The 16237-nt window shown below is 43.3% G+C and carries 15 protein-coding genes; 4 read left to right on the top strand and 11 right to left on the bottom strand.

From position 1 onward, the window contains the following. Positions 1-258: 258 nt before the first annotated feature. The 3 genes from AABW11_RS01470 to AABW11_RS01460 form a co-directional block, all read right to left on the bottom strand. The gene (locus AABW11_RS01470; protein ID WP_340102724.1) at positions 259-501 is read right to left on the bottom strand and encodes a hypothetical protein; all 243 of its coding nucleotides are present in this window, start codon (positions 499-501) and stop codon (positions 259-261) included. A 97-nt stretch (positions 502-598) separates the two neighbouring features. After that, on the bottom strand, positions 599-1117 hold the full coding sequence (locus tag AABW11_RS01465) for a hypothetical protein (RefSeq protein WP_340102723.1): 519 nt from the start codon (positions 1115-1117) through the stop codon (positions 599-601). 207 nt (positions 1118-1324) lie between these two features. Continuing rightward, complete coding sequence (locus tag AABW11_RS01460) at positions 1325-1624, bottom strand: isoamylase early set domain-containing protein (protein ID WP_340102722.1); 300 nt, start codon at positions 1622-1624, stop codon at positions 1325-1327. A gap of 426 nt (positions 1625-2050) precedes the next feature. Here AABW11_RS01460 and AABW11_RS01455 point away from each other — a divergent pair, with 426 nt between their 5' ends. After that, positions 2051-2773, top strand: a complete 723-nt coding sequence (locus AABW11_RS01455; RefSeq protein WP_340102721.1) for a hypothetical protein — start codon at positions 2051-2053, stop codon at positions 2771-2773. Between the two features lie 48 nt (positions 2774-2821). Here the strand turns inward: AABW11_RS01455 and AABW11_RS01450 are convergent, their stop codons facing one another. From AABW11_RS01450 to AABW11_RS01435, 4 genes are all read right to left on the bottom strand, one after another. Continuing rightward, complete coding sequence (locus tag AABW11_RS01450) at positions 2822-3004, bottom strand: PspC domain-containing protein (protein ID WP_340102720.1); 183 nt, start codon at positions 3002-3004, stop codon at positions 2822-2824. 269 nt (positions 3005-3273) lie between these two features. Next, the gene (locus AABW11_RS01445) at positions 3274-5220 is read right to left on the bottom strand and encodes a TonB family protein (RefSeq protein ID WP_340102719.1); all 1947 of its coding nucleotides are present in this window, start codon (positions 5218-5220) and stop codon (positions 3274-3276) included. 1 nt (position 5221) lies between these two features. Next, positions 5222-5599: a BlaI/MecI/CopY family transcriptional regulator gene (locus AABW11_RS01440; protein WP_340102718.1), complete on the bottom strand. Its 378-nt coding sequence runs from the start codon at positions 5597-5599 to the stop codon at positions 5222-5224. A gap of 205 nt (positions 5600-5804) precedes the next feature. Beyond that, on the bottom strand, positions 5805-6101 hold the full coding sequence (locus AABW11_RS01435; RefSeq protein WP_340102717.1) for a hypothetical protein: 297 nt from the start codon (positions 6099-6101) through the stop codon (positions 5805-5807). Positions 6102-6284: 183 nt separating this feature from the next. Here AABW11_RS01435 and AABW11_RS01430 point away from each other — a divergent pair, with 183 nt between their 5' ends. The 3 genes from AABW11_RS01430 to AABW11_RS01420 all read left to right on the top strand — a co-directional run bounded on the left by AABW11_RS01430 (position 6285) and on the right by AABW11_RS01420 (position 10286). Further along, a complete protein-coding gene (locus AABW11_RS01430; protein WP_340102716.1) occupies positions 6285-7853 on the top strand; it encodes a cryptochrome/photolyase family protein in 1569 nt (522 codons plus the stop codon). A gap of 281 nt (positions 7854-8134) precedes the next feature. Next, positions 8135-9340 (top strand): 2'-deoxycytidine 5'-triphosphate deaminase, encoded by a 1206-nt coding sequence (locus AABW11_RS01425; protein ID WP_340102715.1) that lies wholly within the window; start codon positions 8135-8137, stop codon positions 9338-9340. Positions 9341-9566: 226 nt separating this feature from the next. Further along, complete coding sequence (locus AABW11_RS01420) at positions 9567-10286, top strand: RsmE family RNA methyltransferase (RefSeq protein WP_340102714.1); 720 nt, start codon at positions 9567-9569, stop codon at positions 10284-10286. A 57-nt stretch (positions 10287-10343) separates the two neighbouring features. Here AABW11_RS01420 and AABW11_RS01415 read toward each other — a convergent pair whose 3' ends face one another. The 4 genes from AABW11_RS01415 to AABW11_RS01400 all read right to left on the bottom strand — a co-directional run bounded on the left by AABW11_RS01415 (position 10344) and on the right by AABW11_RS01400 (position 16048). Then, the gene (locus AABW11_RS01415; RefSeq protein ID WP_340102713.1) at positions 10344-12221 is read right to left on the bottom strand and encodes a S41 family peptidase; all 1878 of its coding nucleotides are present in this window, start codon (positions 12219-12221) and stop codon (positions 10344-10346) included. A gap of 97 nt (positions 12222-12318) precedes the next feature. Then, complete coding sequence (hslU, locus tag AABW11_RS01410) at positions 12319-13731, bottom strand: ATP-dependent protease ATPase subunit HslU (protein WP_340102712.1); 1413 nt, start codon at positions 13729-13731, stop codon at positions 12319-12321. A 5-nt stretch (positions 13732-13736) separates the two neighbouring features. Further along, a complete protein-coding gene (gene hslV / locus AABW11_RS01405; RefSeq protein WP_340102711.1) occupies positions 13737-14285 on the bottom strand; it encodes an ATP-dependent protease subunit HslV in 549 nt (182 codons plus the stop codon). A gap of 38 nt (positions 14286-14323) precedes the next feature. After that, positions 14324-16048: an Rne/Rng family ribonuclease gene (locus AABW11_RS01400; RefSeq protein ID WP_340102710.1), complete on the bottom strand. Its 1725-nt coding sequence runs from the start codon at positions 16046-16048 to the stop codon at positions 14324-14326. Positions 16049-16237 lie beyond the last annotated feature (189 nt).

Below are 16237 nucleotides of genomic sequence, written 5' to 3'. Positions count from 1 at the left end.
GGTTCAGTGAACTTAAAAACGATTTATGTAGGTCGTAGTTCTGAGCTTTGTTGTTGCGAAGCAGTGCTTCGCCCCGGCACCTCCACTTATATATAAACTCCGCAAGATTATTTTTCTTGACGGGTTTTTATGTTGGGAGACATATTTGATTAAGAACTTTTTGTATCATTTAAGCATGACGTTAATCTGAGATTTGCTATTGCGATGCAGTACTTTGCCTGCAATGTATGATACTTTCTGTGAGTTTTTTTTAGATCGTTATCTATCGCTAATCGATCCTTGCGTTTTAGCTTCTTCACCTTCATTTTCAAACTGTTTGGTGAACCCGTACGAAAGAAATGAAATAGTGATGGCCAGCAGGTAGGCGAGATAGGTTGTTTTAGAAACGTCCATACCAATCACCTCATACTGCTCAATGCTATTTGATGTGAAAGTGATAATAAAATCATACATGAAAATAGCCCCGATGATGAGTGCCCCAAATGTTTTAATTCTTTTCATATGTTGTTCCTCATGTTTTCTTGTTGAATGTTATTCTCTATGCTAAAACCGGTTATTTGGGTTTGATGATTATTTGATTTGAATACCAATTGGACTGTCAAAATATTGATTCACCATTATCAAAATCATCAAACCCGTCAAAATCATCTAAATCTTTACACCGGCAGAAAGATTCGGGAAAAGGGCATCTGCTTGGCTCGTAATCGCAAAACTCAAAGCAGGTTATGTCATCGCCTGTGTACAAAAATTTGTCGTCCCAACTCTGTCTGAGCAGACTGTATTTCTGTTCTACCGGCAGGCCTTCAGGAAAATCAGCATAAAACCCGAAGGCGCTCAGCAGCCGGGTCATTTCATCATATAAAAAAATGGTCTGTGCATTTGTCATTTTATTGCCGGGAGGAATGGCCTGCGTGTCGATGCTGGTTATAACTGCTAATGGCTTTGCTTTTCCGCGGATATATCGTTCAGCATATGTAAACATTTTGAGTTCCTCGGGCAGACTCTTCTCATCAAACTCCGACTTTACGTGTGGACCGGGTAGGTTTTGTGCCGATTCCCTCATGCTTTCAACAAGCTGTACTATATAGTTATCAAGATCTCGCTTTTCATTCATCATGTATCTCCCAAGATTTTTTTAATCATGATGGGTATTTTTTGATTTACATAGATTCAGGCAAAGATTCAATCTAAAAAAGCTGAGAAGGTGTTATTTTAATCGGGGAAGGGCGTAATAAAAAAGTCCGTCAGGTGTTGAAACCGGACGGACTTTTGGCATATATATAAATTTAAGTATTTAGGCAGTTCAATACGAACGGCAATATGTCTATTTTCCTATTTCTACAACGGAATCCTCTGTTCCAAATTCATTGGGGATATAAGTATCCGCGGCATCGTCATTTTCCCAGACTTCGCCATCGATTAAATATTTGAATCGATATTCATTTTCAGGTTTCAGGCGTTTGGTGATCTCCCATTTCCCTTTCTTTTTTTCCAACTCATCTGCTTTTGTATCCCAGTCGTTAAAATCTCCAACAAGTTTTATCTCGGAAGATGCCCACTCTTCAGGCACTGCGAAGGTGACTTTGCAAACGGTTCTCTTTGGTGTGTAATTTTTACTAAGCATAGTGTACAGGTTTATTATATGGTTGTTGAATGCAAAATTAATCTAATTAAATCAAATAAAAAACTGTTATAGGGTAATTATTACATCTAAAATTAATATATAACTTATTAAATAAGGTATAAAGTTATAAATAACTGATAAATAAATGCCTGGAAACGTTTCCCGGTTTTGCAGTGAATCCTTATTGGTTAAATATATTAAAGAATGATGGAATATTGATAATTAGGTTGTGTATTGTATTGATTCAGGCCGATTTCTGCAATATGTGGCCCAAGATCCTGGTGTTGTCACAAATTCAGTTCATTTAATATTCTCAAGCGGAAGTCCGATAAAAAATTAAACAGACATTATCATGCTATTGATAATATGGTCTGTTTTAATTAGCGTTAATAAGCTATTACCTAAAGATCATCACATCAGTTTGCTATGAAACAAACCAGCCGTTTATCTCTCAATCTCTTCACAAAAGTTCAGGACGATCTTGAAAAACGTCAGTATGTCATTCTCGCTGAGCTAAAGAAAATTTCAGGAGAATTTCAATATTACAAGGTGTATCCGCATCTGAGTTTCCTGGTGGATCTTCATCGAACACTGAAGGAAGTTATCGGGCATATTACTGATTTGCGAAATCGGTTTCCGAAACGCATCAGTAAGATTGACTGGGTAAACCAAACTATTGAGCATGATGTGGTATTTGTGGATGGAACCGACCTCAAAAGTGTGGAGGAGCTGATACTCTGGGCGATTCCCCATATTGAAAAAACAATCCAGGAGGGAGCTGCTATTCACGAATATGTATCGGAGGGGTTAACTGTAGAGCATGTAGGCATTGTGCCAAGTTACAGGGATGAGGGATACTTTTTTCTGCCCGATAACAAACAAAAGAAACTGAACCTGTTCCGTTTTGAAGTGTCGATATTTCAAAGTGCAGAGGATAAATATCGATCCTTAAAAACGAAACTCTTGAAATCCCTAAACAAAGAATTGGCGGAAATATCACCTAATTCTGTGAAACTGGATCTCATCAAAGAGCAGCAGGAGCTTCCGAATCCCGCAACATTTTCTTTCTATACAGATCTTGACTTTTCATTTGATAACACTATTCTACCCATTGCCAAACGCAAACTGATGCAAAAAATCTATTCGTAGATTGCATCGGGGTAATAATAAAAAGAGTTGTAAAGATGGGGTGCTGTGTCAGTCGGGCATGATGAGCGCCAGGATAAAGTAGAATAACACCATTGTGCCAAACGATGAGAATATAAGGATGAGGAAAATAATCCGCACGATTGTAGGATCCCAGCCGAGATATTCTCCAATACCTCCGCAGACACCCGCGAGCATTTTATTTGTGCGTGATTTTTTGAGGTTCGCTGCCATAGATGGTCCTTCTTCGTTGTTTAAACCTGATTAATGTGCCGATACGTGATGTTTCCGAAAATGTTGCAAATATGTGGAAAATAATTTTTAAGTGCTTCAAATTCGTAAGAAAACAACGTCGTTGCTTTAATATTAAAGAAAATGATGGGATTATTGTTCCAAGCTGGAAGACAAATCTACTAAATCAATAAAAAGGGCAGGCATAAAAAAAGCGAGTCCTGTATGAACTCGCTTTTTGTAAGCAATTTCTATAATTCTACGAACAACTCTTAATTGTCAGGTCTTGTCTGCATTAAATTAACAGATTGAGTTACAAATCCAACGTAACTGATAATCAACCGCGCAGAATCACTTTCCTGATAGTTAAGAGTAAATTCACCATTACTGTTTGTGACCGTTCCAATATTAGTACCTTCAATTACCACATTTGTGCCAGAAAGAGGCTCTCCGGTTTCACCGTTGGTAACTGTACCACGAATAATATTATTGTCAAAACTGATATTCGAGGTCATTGATTTTCTTGACATCTGAGGCTGATTTGATTCTACATTTTGTTCTGCAGAATTACCCAATCGAAAAACAACAGGCAGCGAATACTGAACCCGAACAGGTTGTCCGCGCTGTACACCGGGCTTAAATTTAGCTTGACTTACAGCCCTCAGTGCTTCTTCGTCAGCACCGCCGCCAATACCACGAATAACACGTGCATCCTCTACGTCACCATTTTCACTGACAATGAACTGAACAAAAACGCGTCCCTCAATTCCGGCGCGGCGGGCCATTTCGGGATACTGGATGTTTGTCTGAATTGATGAAAGCCCACCAATCAATTCCGGCATTTCTTCAACGACTACAAAGTAATCTCCTTCATCAGAAGCACCGCTTCCGGGTCTTGGTGGTGTCGGTGGCATTTCAGGCTCCATTCCCAGTGCTTTCAGCGCAGTATTGTAAGACTCTGGATCTTGCTTTGTCCGTATTTCTAAAACTCCGTGTTTAGCACGATCGCCATACTTTTCGGTGGCGGTTTCTCCTTTGAGCACATTGATAGACTCAATATACTCGGGCCGGAGATTGCTGAGTTTTGCCATGGCATCTTCGTGACGTTCTGACTGTCCCTCTTCACCCATGAAGATTAATATTTGATGGTAGCCGCGCTCACCGGTTTTATCCACATCGGTCATCAGGTCCAGTTCTTCATTATCAAACACGGCCTGTGTTTGCATGTCGGTACATGCCATGCCTATAGTTAGGGCAACAAGCAGTGTTGCAAGTACGGTCAGACTCGATCGGTACGGGTACACCTGGTTGCCGGACTGGCGGGTTATTCGGTCTATTCGTTCTTTTAGGTTTGATGATTTCTGTGCCATGTTTACGGAGACTTTTTGGTTAAGATTAGGCATTGGCAGAAGCTCAAACAGGAGAGAGGCGTACTCTTTCCGTGAAACAGAACTGTCGGCAATGATGAGGCTGTCGCAGCGCATCTCGCGATATTCCACAATTTGATTGGCGAGCAAGTGAACCAGCGGGTGGAACCAGAACACCGATTGAATGACCGTCACAAACAGATGAGTCCCAAAATCATGCTGCTGTATGTGCGTCAGCTCATGACGAATGGCCAGGTTCATTTTATGAGGAGTGTCTGTGAGAGATTCCGGAATGAGTATGACTGGCTGCATCACACCAAATGTAACGGGAATGTAATCTTGTCCGGAAATTCCAATCAGGATCGGTTTGCCCGTTTCTTTGGCAAGACGCTTGTTATCACTTGAAAGCTGAGGATGGTCGTAAATCGGAGAAAGGTTCAGCGATCGTCTGAGAGACTGCAAGCGAGCCCACTGGATAAAACGTGATCCTGAATACCAGAGCAACCCCGCTACAAGCAGCATCCCGCAAACTAAAAAGAGAATTTCAGTGGATGAGTAGGTCTCGGAGTTATTTGGTCCAATCCCAACTTCAATGGGTGAAATCATTGAGATAATAGTGAGTGCCGCAGGTTCTGTAAAGTAAGCAGCGGCTTTATCGGCGAGCCAGGCGGACATCAGTCCAAGCGGAAGCCCCATAATCAGCGCCAGACGAATATGGTAGTGATATTGCGGGTGGATCCTATTCGCAGCTTTAAGTAGCAAGGTTATGCCACCGGCAAAGAGAGTCCAGATCAAAACGGGCAGCCACGCAAAATGTATGAGGTTTTGAAACTGTTGAATGAAAAAGTCCATATCAATCCTCCATTGACTGAATCAGTTTTTTAATCTCTTCGCGGTCTTTATCTGACAGGTTCTCATTTTTGACGAGCGTCTGAACCAAATCTTTTGGTGATCCGTGAAATACCTTGTCAACTAATCGGTCGACCAGGTTATAGCGCACATTCGACGGGTCGATCGCCGCACTGTAAATGTAGCTGATGCCTTCTTTCCTGTATTTGAGGTAGCCTTTATCAGCAAGATTTTTCATGACCGTCATGATGGTGGTATAAGCAACTTTTCTGTCCTCCAGAATCCGTTCACGGATATCGGCAACGGACGCTTCACCTGCGTTCCAAACGTGGTGTAAAACTTCCATCTCTGTTTCGCCAAGGGGTGTTAATGATTTTCTCATGAGCTAATTGGTTTAAGGTTTAATGAAGGGTTTATTTGCCGGCGGCAAAGACGACCGGACTGCATTGAGCAAAGGGCCGGTCTGCTGTTTGTGAAAATTGATAATCGCTCAGATAGGGCTGAAGCAAGCTGTTAAATTGTTGTTCTTGTTCACTGCTAAATCCTGCCTGACCGCTGCTGTAAAAAAAGCAGTCAATGGTCCCCTTTTAGTTGAAATAGATGCGGGTAAACATTCGGATATTACTTTCAAATTTAAAACCATTTTCGCGGAGGTGTGATGAGATGTCGTAAATCAATTGGCGATAGCTGCTGATGAACTCATCCTGATTGTTGTTGAAAATTCCCTCACAAGGCTCTGAATTCAGTGCATCTATGTACTGTTCTTCAATCTTTGAAATGTCGATAGAGCCTTGTTCTGCAGTTTCTATTGACTTGACAGCGGTTTGAGCACTCAGGGTTGTTGTGGAGAGCGCTATCAATAGTAAAAGTAGTATGAATCGCATGGGTATTGGTTTATTAAAGGTGTAGTACTAATAAAGTAGTAATAAGTATAAATGTCAATAGCTACTAGAAAATTGGTTGGAGATCACCGTTGGCGGGCTGATTGTTCGGTTTAAATAAACTATCCTTAGATTAGAAGGAACGACTCAGGGTAAGCACACAGTTTACATTGTAAAAACGGACACATGCCCCGACAATATTTATCTCAGGTTGATACTAAACTCAGCAAAACAGATCTCAAATCTCACGATAAAGCTGTTTTCATACTTCATGACCAGCTCAACCTTGAGGCATGGCCCGCATGGATAAAAGATGAACATCCGCTCCTGATTTTCATCGAAAGCCGTGAAAAAGGGGAGGAGCTTCCGCATCACAAAATGAAGGCGACTTATGTGCTGAGTGCCATGCGACATTTTGCTCTTGAATGCTATGAAGAGGGATTTCCTGTTTTATATCATTCAACAAAGGGACATTTTGATGATGGGCTTACAGACCTTTTACAGGATTTCGATGGAGAACTTACCTACATGATGCCATCTGAGTGGGATTCCAGGCAGTGTCTGCGCGGCCTTGATGAATCCCTTGACTGCGATGTGAGTGAGATTCCAAACTCATTCTTTTTTGCTGATCCGGAGGAGTGGACAGAGAAGATTGAACCCGGGTATAGAATGGAATATTTCTATAGGGACATGCGACGTAAAACAGGTTATTTGATGGATGGCGACGAGCCTGAAGGCGGGGAATGGAATTATGATGATCAAAACCGGGAGTCACTTCCGAAAAATCATCCCGTTCCAGACATCCCCGTAATTGAGCCGGACAGCATCACGCAAGAGGTTATTGAAATGGTAGAGGACTATTTTCCTAATCACTTCGGTAAACTTGAACACTTTCCCTACGCCGTAACCCGCAGCGATGCTCTTGAAATGCTGGATCAGTTTATTGAAGAGAGGCTTGATGAGTTCGGGCCATATGAAGATGCATTAAAACTAGACGACCACCAGCTATTTCACTCGCAGCTGTCGCTCTACATGAATAGCGGACTGTTGACGCCGCAGGAAGTGTGCGGAAAAGCGCTGAAAGCGTATGATGAAGGCGATGCGCGCCTTAACTCCGTTGAGGGCTTTGTGCGGCAAATCCTGGGCTGGCGTGAATTTATTCGGATTTATTATGAGGCAATGATGCCGGATGTGAGAGACGCAAATCACTTTGGTTTCACCAATAAACTGCCGGAAATGTTTTGGAGCGGAGAAACCAAGATGAAGTGCATGGAGCAGAGCATCAAGCCAGTTATTGAAGAAGGATATTCTCACCACATTCAACGACTCATGATACTGAGTAATTTTAGTAACCTAACCGAAACGGATCCGCGTGAACTTAATCGCTGGTTCTGGTTCGCCTATGTTGATGCCTATGAATGGGTGGAACTCCCCAATGTGCTTGGCATGAGCACATTTGCTGATGGCGGCGTGCTGGCATCAAAGCCCTATGTGTCGAGCGGGAACTACATCAACAAGATGAGTGATTACTGCAAACATTGTGAATACAGCATCACCCAAAAAACGGGTGAGAATGCCTGTCCGTTTAACTACCTCTACTGGAATTTTGTAGACAAACAAAGAGAGACATTTAATGACAGCGGGCGGGTCAATTTTATGGTGAATATGTTTGATAACAAAAAATCTGATCAGCAAAAAAAAGAGATCCGGGAGTCGACGGAGGCCTTTTTATCTGAGTTGAAGAGAGATGAATAGAGAATCAATATGTTCCCATCTGTAGATTTCAACCACAAATATTTGATGGCTTGAAGCTAAAAAAATGGCTACCCCCAATAACCAATCAACAAATAACTAAACAACCGGTTTTCACCTTAAAAATGGAGTGATAAATTAGTACCTTCTGATCGTAAATTATAACTGAAGCGTTACCTGTTTGCCTGCATCAACAGGGGCAAGTGACTACTGATGTCGACAGCCCACAAGGTGATGGAATTCGATAGCAGAGTATACGCGCGATCACAGACCGCTAAAAGAATATGAAGCAGGATATTGTACTGCGAACCAAAGGTATTTTACCCGTTCAAAAACTAAAAGAACTGGTCGATGCCGGTGTCATCTCGGGCTCAGAAGATTACCCGATTGAAGAAGATCAGTTTCAGCCCAACTCCATCGACCTTCGTCTTGGGGAGAAGGCATATCGCGTCCGGAGCAGCTTTTTACCGGAAAACGAAACAGTGCATCAAAAAATTGACAAGCTTCATCAGTATTCCTTTTCTATTACAGATGGCGCTGTGCTGGAGCCGAATTGCGTATATATTATTCCGCTGCTCGAAAATTTGAATTTGCCGGAAAGCCATTTTTCTACAAATAAAACATCGCCTGCCGGTTCACCTGACGTACGAGCCCGCCTCATTTCCAACGAAAATCTGACGGCTAAAGCCAATCCAAAAAGTACAACCGGCCGCCTTGATATTTTTACACGGGTAATAACAGATTATTCGCATCGCTTCGAAGAAATTGAACCGGGCTACAACGGGAATCTGTACCTTGAAGTAGTACCAAAATCGTTTCCCATCAAAGTGAAAACCGGTCACAGATTGAACCAGCTCAGGCTGCGCCACGGGTTACAGGTATTGTCTGATGAGGAGCTTCTTCGCATTCACGGAGCCGATCCGTTACTGTTCAATTCTGATGGGTCACCCTTGGATATGGACAAAATTAAAGTCAATAACGGGCTTTTTATGAGCGTGAATCTGCAGGTGGAATCAAACAATATCTTGGGTTATAAGGCTAAAAAGCACCGCGATCTCATCGATCTGGATCACATCAACCACTATGAGATATCCGATTTTTGGGAACCTATTTATTCCGGGAACGAGGATCATCTGATCCTTGAGCCCGAGGCGTTTTACATTTTTGCATCCCGTGAACGCTGCAGAATTCCGAAACACCTTGCCGCTGAAATGATTGCGTACGATACCGGATCCGGTGAGCTTCGAACACATTACGCCGGTTTTTTTGACAGCGGATTTGGCGGGGATATCAAGGATAAAGGAGCCCGTGCCGTTCTCGAGGTACGGTCGCATGACGTGCCATTTTTAATCGAAGATGGGCAGACATTTTGTAGCATGAGATTTGAACCCAACATGGAAACGCCCGAGTTTACTTATGGCTCCTCAATTAAGAGCAACTATCAGGGACAGGGACTTAAACTTGGAAAACATTTTAAAAGTCCGGCGTAGTCGATATGGTAAACAGGTGTATTTGCAGCAATATATCCTTTGCTGAAGTGAAAAAAATTGCGGATAGAGAAAACTTAGGAACCGTAGAAGAGCTTCAGGAAAACCAAGTGTGTTGCAGGCACTGTGAACTCTGTCGCCCGTATGTTCAGGAGATGCTTAAAACGGGGGAAACATCTTTTAGCCCTAAACCAATATCAAACCAGGAATTCGTTGGCCGCAAAAAGGTATGAACCAGTTCTACGCTCCACCAGCACAAATTTCAGAGACCGAAATTATACTCACGGAAAGTGAGGCACAACACGCGGCCAAAGTGATGAGAAAAAATATCGGCGAAGAAATACTAGTTACGGACGGGTGCGGCACACGTTACACTGGACTGATTGAACATGCATTTAAACGAGAGCTGCGTGCATCAATTCTTGAAAAAAAAAGATTTCCCAAACCCAAACTGAACATAGAACTTTGTCTTGGCCTGATCAGAAAACGTGACAGGCTTGAGTTTGCCGCAGAGAAAGCTACTGAATTGGGTGTCTCTTCAATTTCACTTTTTCATGCTGATCACACAGAACCATTCAAGGTTCGCGTTGATCGGGTGGAAGCTGCTGTTCTAAGTGCGATGAAACAATCTCTCAGGGTCTATTTACCGAAAGTCCGTTTGTTTGATTCGCTCGATGATGTCCTCGACAGAGACCTCACCCGGACTCAAATCATACAAGCTGACGTGGATGGTGGGACCAAGGTTGATTTAAGTCGAGAGGATACCGAAGATGTATTGATGGTTGTCGGGCCCGAGGGTGGACTTTCTGAAAGGGAAGAGAAACTTCTAAAAAGAAAAAATGCCCGCAGAATCTCGCTCGGCGATTTTCGGCTGAGGGCAGAAACTGCAGCAATGATGATGGCTGTAAAATTTGGCATTAACAAAGCCGACCCGGATAGGTCGGCTTAGGAAATGTAGTTGTCAGAAAAACCCAAACAGAAGTTATTTTATTGAGCGATTCTTTGATCAGGGTTTTGCACCGGCTGTGCTTGCATAATCTGAAGTGATCTTATCGGCTTCATCCCATAGCTTCATCGCCTCATTTAAGGTATCATTAAAGAGGTCATTTGTGATGTAGTAGAACTTATCACTACTCCAAACCTGGCGGGCAAGTTCTGCCTTCATTCGCCCGAGATTGACCCAAAGATTTTCGTTGTAAGTCTCTTCCGAAATTCGAAGTGTATCACCTTCAAACTCAGGTTCGCTGATTGAATTGTCGAACACGAGGCCGTTATCCTTCATTTTTGTGAGAAGTGTTTGACGCTGATCATCACTCCATTCAAAATTATGCCGGAAATCACTGAAATCATCTTCCCACTGGTTCCGGAACTCCTCGCCGTTTTCATCAAGAAAATTTCTAACGAAGTCGAAATCAATCCGGTTCGAAATAAGGAAGCTGAAGAGTTCACCTGAGACGGTTGTATCTTCCTGTACTACAAAGTCAGGGACGATTCCGCCGCCGCCATAGACAATTCGGCCGCCGGTTGTGGTGTATCGAAGAGAATCGGGCACGTCTTGCTTAAATTCCTGGGTGTCGAGGGTTGCATCTTCAGCTCTGTGGTAAATTTCATAGGCATAATCTTCATTTCGCCCTTCAAATGGTTTTTGAATAAGGCGTCCGGAAGGAGTGAGGTACCGGCTGATGGTAACCCTGATATTACTGTCATCAACCAGCTCATACTGCTGCTGGACGAGGCCCTTGCCAAATGTTCGACGTCCCACGATGAGTCCGCGGTCGTGATCCTGAATAGCGCCGCTCACAATTTCACTTGCAGAAGCGGATCCCTCATTGACCAGGGTAATCACCGGCATATCCTTGAGGAGACCATCGCGTCTTGAATAGACTTCCTGGTTAAATCGCTGATGCTTACTTTCAGTTGAAACCAATAGAGTGTTTTCCGGGAAAAACTCTTCGGATATTGCTATTGCCTGGCTGAGGTAACCGCCCGGGTTATTCCTTAGGTCAAGCACAAGCCGTTCCATTCCATTTTGATTTAAATCGTTAACGGCAGTTAAAAATTCGTCGTGAGTAGTGGCGGCAAACCGGTTTATTTTAATGTAGCCGGTTCTGTCGTCCAGCATGTACTGTGTGTCCAGAGTCGTAATTGGTATATCATCCCTGATGATATTAAACGTGAGCGGATTGCTTCGGTTGGGTCGTTTAATCTGAATTGTTACTTCTGTTCCTTTTTCACCACGAAGGCGATTCACCACATCCTGGTTATCATACCCGATGGCGCTGCTGTCGTTAATACTGATGATGCGATCGCCCGACATAATTCCAAGCTGATCACTTGGACCTCCGGAGATCGGTGTAATTACTGTTATAGTGTCCTGTATAATATTAAACTGAATACCGATACCCTGAAATTTACCATCAAAACTTTCCTGGATTCGTTCGCTGTTATCCGGTTCAATATAGACGGAGTGGGGGTCGAGTGTATCAAGCATCTCGCGAATAGCATTTTCCGTCAGCTCATCCATATTTTTATCGGGGTAGTTATTTGCGACATACAAATAAGCACCTTCAAACCGGTTGTAAGAATCACGCAAGTTTGTAACATTAACCCCGTTAAACGTGGTATCGATGGGCGTTTCTTCAAGGGTGAGAGTTGAATCGTCCATCGCGTTTACAAGCCCTGCAATACTTCGCTTGTAGAGCTCATTGAGGTTTGTATCGCCAAAGTAATTATCCATCACCCGCCGCTGCACCTGCATATATTTGTGCAGATTTTTTCGGTCGTTGTCATTATTAACAAGAATGGAATCAGCTCCTGCGAGCCAAATAGCAGATAACAACAGTAAAACGACGAGTTGCGGAGCAATAAACTTTTTCAAGGACATATAAGTTTTGTTCGAATTCAGGATTGTAACGTCGGTAGACAAGCAATCATTATGTTATAACCGTAATTACCCAAAAACGTTTCAGTGATATTTGTTTTTACAAAATAAAGTGGCTCAAATCTTTGTCTTTTACAAGTCCGGCCAGTTGTTTTGTTACGTAACTTTTATCGATGTCAACCGTGCCACTGCCGATATCGTCAGGCACGGCAAAGAGCAATTCTTCGAGCAGTGACGATAGAATAGTATGAAGGCGCCTTGCACCAATATTCTCCACCTGGCTGTTAACCTGCGCAGCTATGCGGGCAATTTCCCGTATGGCTTCTTCATTGAAGTTGACTGTTACGCCTTCTGTTTTAAGCATCGCCTGATACTGTTTCGTGAGTGCATTCTTCGGTTTTGTAAGAATGTTATAAAAATCTTCTTCGGTAAGAGAATCAAGTTCAACCCGAATGGGGAAACGACCCTGGAGTTCAGGAATCATATCGGACGGTTTGGAAACGTGAAAGGCTCCTGACCCAATAAACAGAATGTGATCTGTTTTAACGATCCCATGTTTTGTTGATACAGTACTTCCTTCCACGATTGGAAGTAAATCACGCTGTACACCCTGACGGCTCACATCTGGCCCTCCTTTACCGCCACCACCACTTGACGAGCTTTCAGCGACTTTGTCAATTTCATCAATAAAAATTATTCCCTGGTTTTGTACCCGTTCAAGAGCTTCCTGAACAGCGGCTTCGTGGTCGATCAGTTTTTCTGCTTCCTGATCGAGCAGTACTTCCCGCGCCTCGCTGATAGGCATGGTTCGTTTCGTCTTTTTACCTCCTTTGGCCATGTTTCCAAGCATATCCTGCAGGTTAAAACCCATCTCTTCCATTCCCTGGGGGCCAAACACCTGCATCATATTTTGCTTCTTGGCTGCAACCTCAATTTCAATTTTACGATCTTCCAACTCGCCATTTTTCAATTTTTCTCTGAAACGTTCGCGAGTCCGTTCATTGAGCTCGTCATCAGAAGCCTCTTCCGCCTTAAAGCCTACTTCATTGCCGGATGAATGGGTTGTTGAGCTGCGTTTTTTTACCGGGGGAATAAGAATATCAAGAATCTTGTCTTCAACAATTTTCTTGGCTTTTTCTTTAACACGCTCCTGCATTTCGAGTTTTACCATATTGACCGCAATATCGGTAATATCGCGAACCATAGATTCTACGTCGCGGCCTACATAACCGACCTCGGTAAATTTTGAGGCCTCAACTTTTACAAATGGAGCTCCCGATAGCTTTGCCAGTCGGCGTGCTATTTCTGTTTTACCAACACCGGTGGGGCCAATCATCAAAATATTATTGGGAATAATCTCATTCCGGATATCAGGTTCTGAATTGAGCCGTCTCCAGCGGTTGCGAAGTGCAATGGAAACCGAGCGTTTTGCGTCTTTCTGCCCGATTATATATTTATCAAGTTCGGCAACGATTTGCCGGGGTGTTAATCCTTGTTGTTCAATTAATTTCATGGGTACTACTCGAGTTCTAAAATGGTCAAATTGTGATTCGTATAGATGCAAATGTCGGCAGCTATATTCAGAGACTTCTCAACAATTTCGCGGGCAGTAAGGTTTGGTGCTTCAGCTTTTAGAGCCCGTGCTGCCGCAAGCGCAAATGATCCGCCTGACCCAATGGCCAGAATTTGATCGTCGGGTTCAATCACATCTCCCTGTCCGGAAATAATAAGGCAGGTATCTTTATCCATCACAAGAAGAAGTGCTTCAAGCTTTTGCAGATATTTATCTTTACGCCACTCTTTGGCAAGTTCAACGGCCGAACGCTGAAGCTGGCCGCTGTAACTTTTAAGCTTTTCATCAAATCGTTCAAACAGTGTAAACGCATCAGCTGTTGAGCCGGCAAATCCTGCTAAAATAGTTCCGTCCTGAAGCTTGCGAACTTTTTTAACCGTCGATTTCATAACGGTTTTATCAAGTGTTGCCTGCCCGTCGCCGCCAATAGCAACCGATCCGTTGTGCATAACGCCCAATACGGTTGTAGCATGCAAATTATCGAAGTTGGTCATACATCTTACCTATTCTGTAAATGAAATATTGTTTCAGTCTAACTTTGTCGGCTGGGTCTCGGACGTTTACTCCGGCTCGGCTTGCTGCCTTCGTTATCATCTTTTGAATAATAATCGAGGCTCTCTTTTCTTTTTTGCTCCGCAGTGATGTCATCCAGTTTAACTTCGTGTGCCTCCAGGATTTTATCCAGCGGCTCATCGCGCAGAACAGCATCCGTGATGTCGAGTTCCGAGCCGGAAAGAGTGGCCTTGAATTCATTCAATGAGATGTTATCATCAGCCACCAGTGTGACGCGTACTTTGTATTTCATCATCCATTTCACACGCTGGCTGAACATGCCTTTGGTGAGAAATGATTTCAGGAACGGGTTGACGTAGATGTCTACCGCGCGGTATTTGGTGCTGTATTTGAGTTTGCTGATCCAGCTTTCGATATCAATGACAATTGTATCCTGGCTGACCACAGATCCAGTTCCGCCGCACATCGGGCAAACTTTGGAGACAGAGTTTACCACGCTTGGCCGGATTCGCTGTCGCGTAATCTGGACAAGCCCAAAATCACTCATCCCAATAATGTTCGTTTTAGCCTGATCTTTTTTGAACTCCTTCTTTAGCTCATCATAGATTTTCTTTCGGTTTTTGTCGATTCTGAGATCAATGAAATCTACGACAATAATTCCCCCAATATCTCTCAGGCGAAGCTGTTTGGCAATTTCACGTGCCGCTTCGAGATTGGTTTTCAGGGAGTTATCTTCCTGTTTCTGTTTAGCTGCATAGGGACCGGAGTTCACGTCCACAACGTACATTGCTTCGGTCTGTTCAAAAATCAGGTAGCCGCCCGATGGCATACGCACACGCGGGCTGAATATCGAATTCACATCATTGCCAATCCCAACGCTGTCAAAAATGTGATCTTTGCCCTTATAATGCTCAACATTCGGCAGCATCTTAGGTGCAATCTTTGACACAAAACTTTTAATGTCTTTGTAAAGCTGATGATCGTCGATCAACACACGGTCGTAGTGTTTTGCAAAGAGATCTCTGATAAGGCTTTCCGTAATGTCGAGATCTTTGTAAAGCCGGGTAGGAGGGTTTGACTCTTCCAATTTGTTGAGCATTTTGTCCCACTTAGTGAGAACAGTACGCATATCTTCTTCAATCACATCTTTGGTCTGGCCCTGCGCTACGGTACGCACAATAACACCAAACCCTTCGGGCAGCATCGAACCCACAATGCCTTTCAGCCGACGGCGCTCTTTGTTGTTGTTGATCTTTTTTGAAAGTGCGATATACTCGCCCATTGGAATCAACACAAGAAACCGTCCCGCAATTGTGATGTCGGTAGACACTCGAGGCCCTTTGGAGCCGATCGGTTCTTTAACAATTTGAACCAGTAAGTTCTGACCGCTTCGAAGCATCTTTCCGGCAAGCATTTGCTTGTCGTAATTGGAGAGCTTATCAAAGTTTTGAAGGTCTTTGTTGGCGTGTTTTGGAATACTTTTTTCGCCATTCATCATTTTGATGTAATCACCAAGATGATCACCGGCATCGGAAAAGTGGAGGAAAGCGTCTTTTTCCATTCCAACATCAATAAAAGCAGCACGGATACCGCTCATTACTTTATGAACGCGGGCGTGATAAATGTCCCCAACGGTTCGTTGGTTATCCTCAGATTCAATAAATATTTGTGCTAACTCATTGTTCTCTAAAAGCGCTACCCGGGTCTGTTTGCCCGAGGAGTGAATAATTATTTGATTTTTCATCTACTAAAAAAGGTTTCGCCAGCAGCTTCAGACAATAAAATATAAGATGTGCAGGATTGTACAGGTTTCGCATGTAATCGTGATTATTTTTCAGATATGCGCCTGCTCCGTCTCCGGGAAGTAGGGAAGCCGTAACGTTGTTAAAATTTTTATTAAAAAAGGAAATTGACGATCTCGAGAGGGTGTCCC

The sequence above is a fragment of the Rhodohalobacter sp. 8-1 genome, from assembly GCF_038150125.1.
Classification (GTDB): Bacteria; Bacteroidota; Rhodothermia; order Balneolales; family Balneolaceae; genus SW132.
The sequence above is the reverse complement of the archived record's forward strand: the minus strand, read 5'-3'. Positions and strand labels throughout refer to the sequence as shown.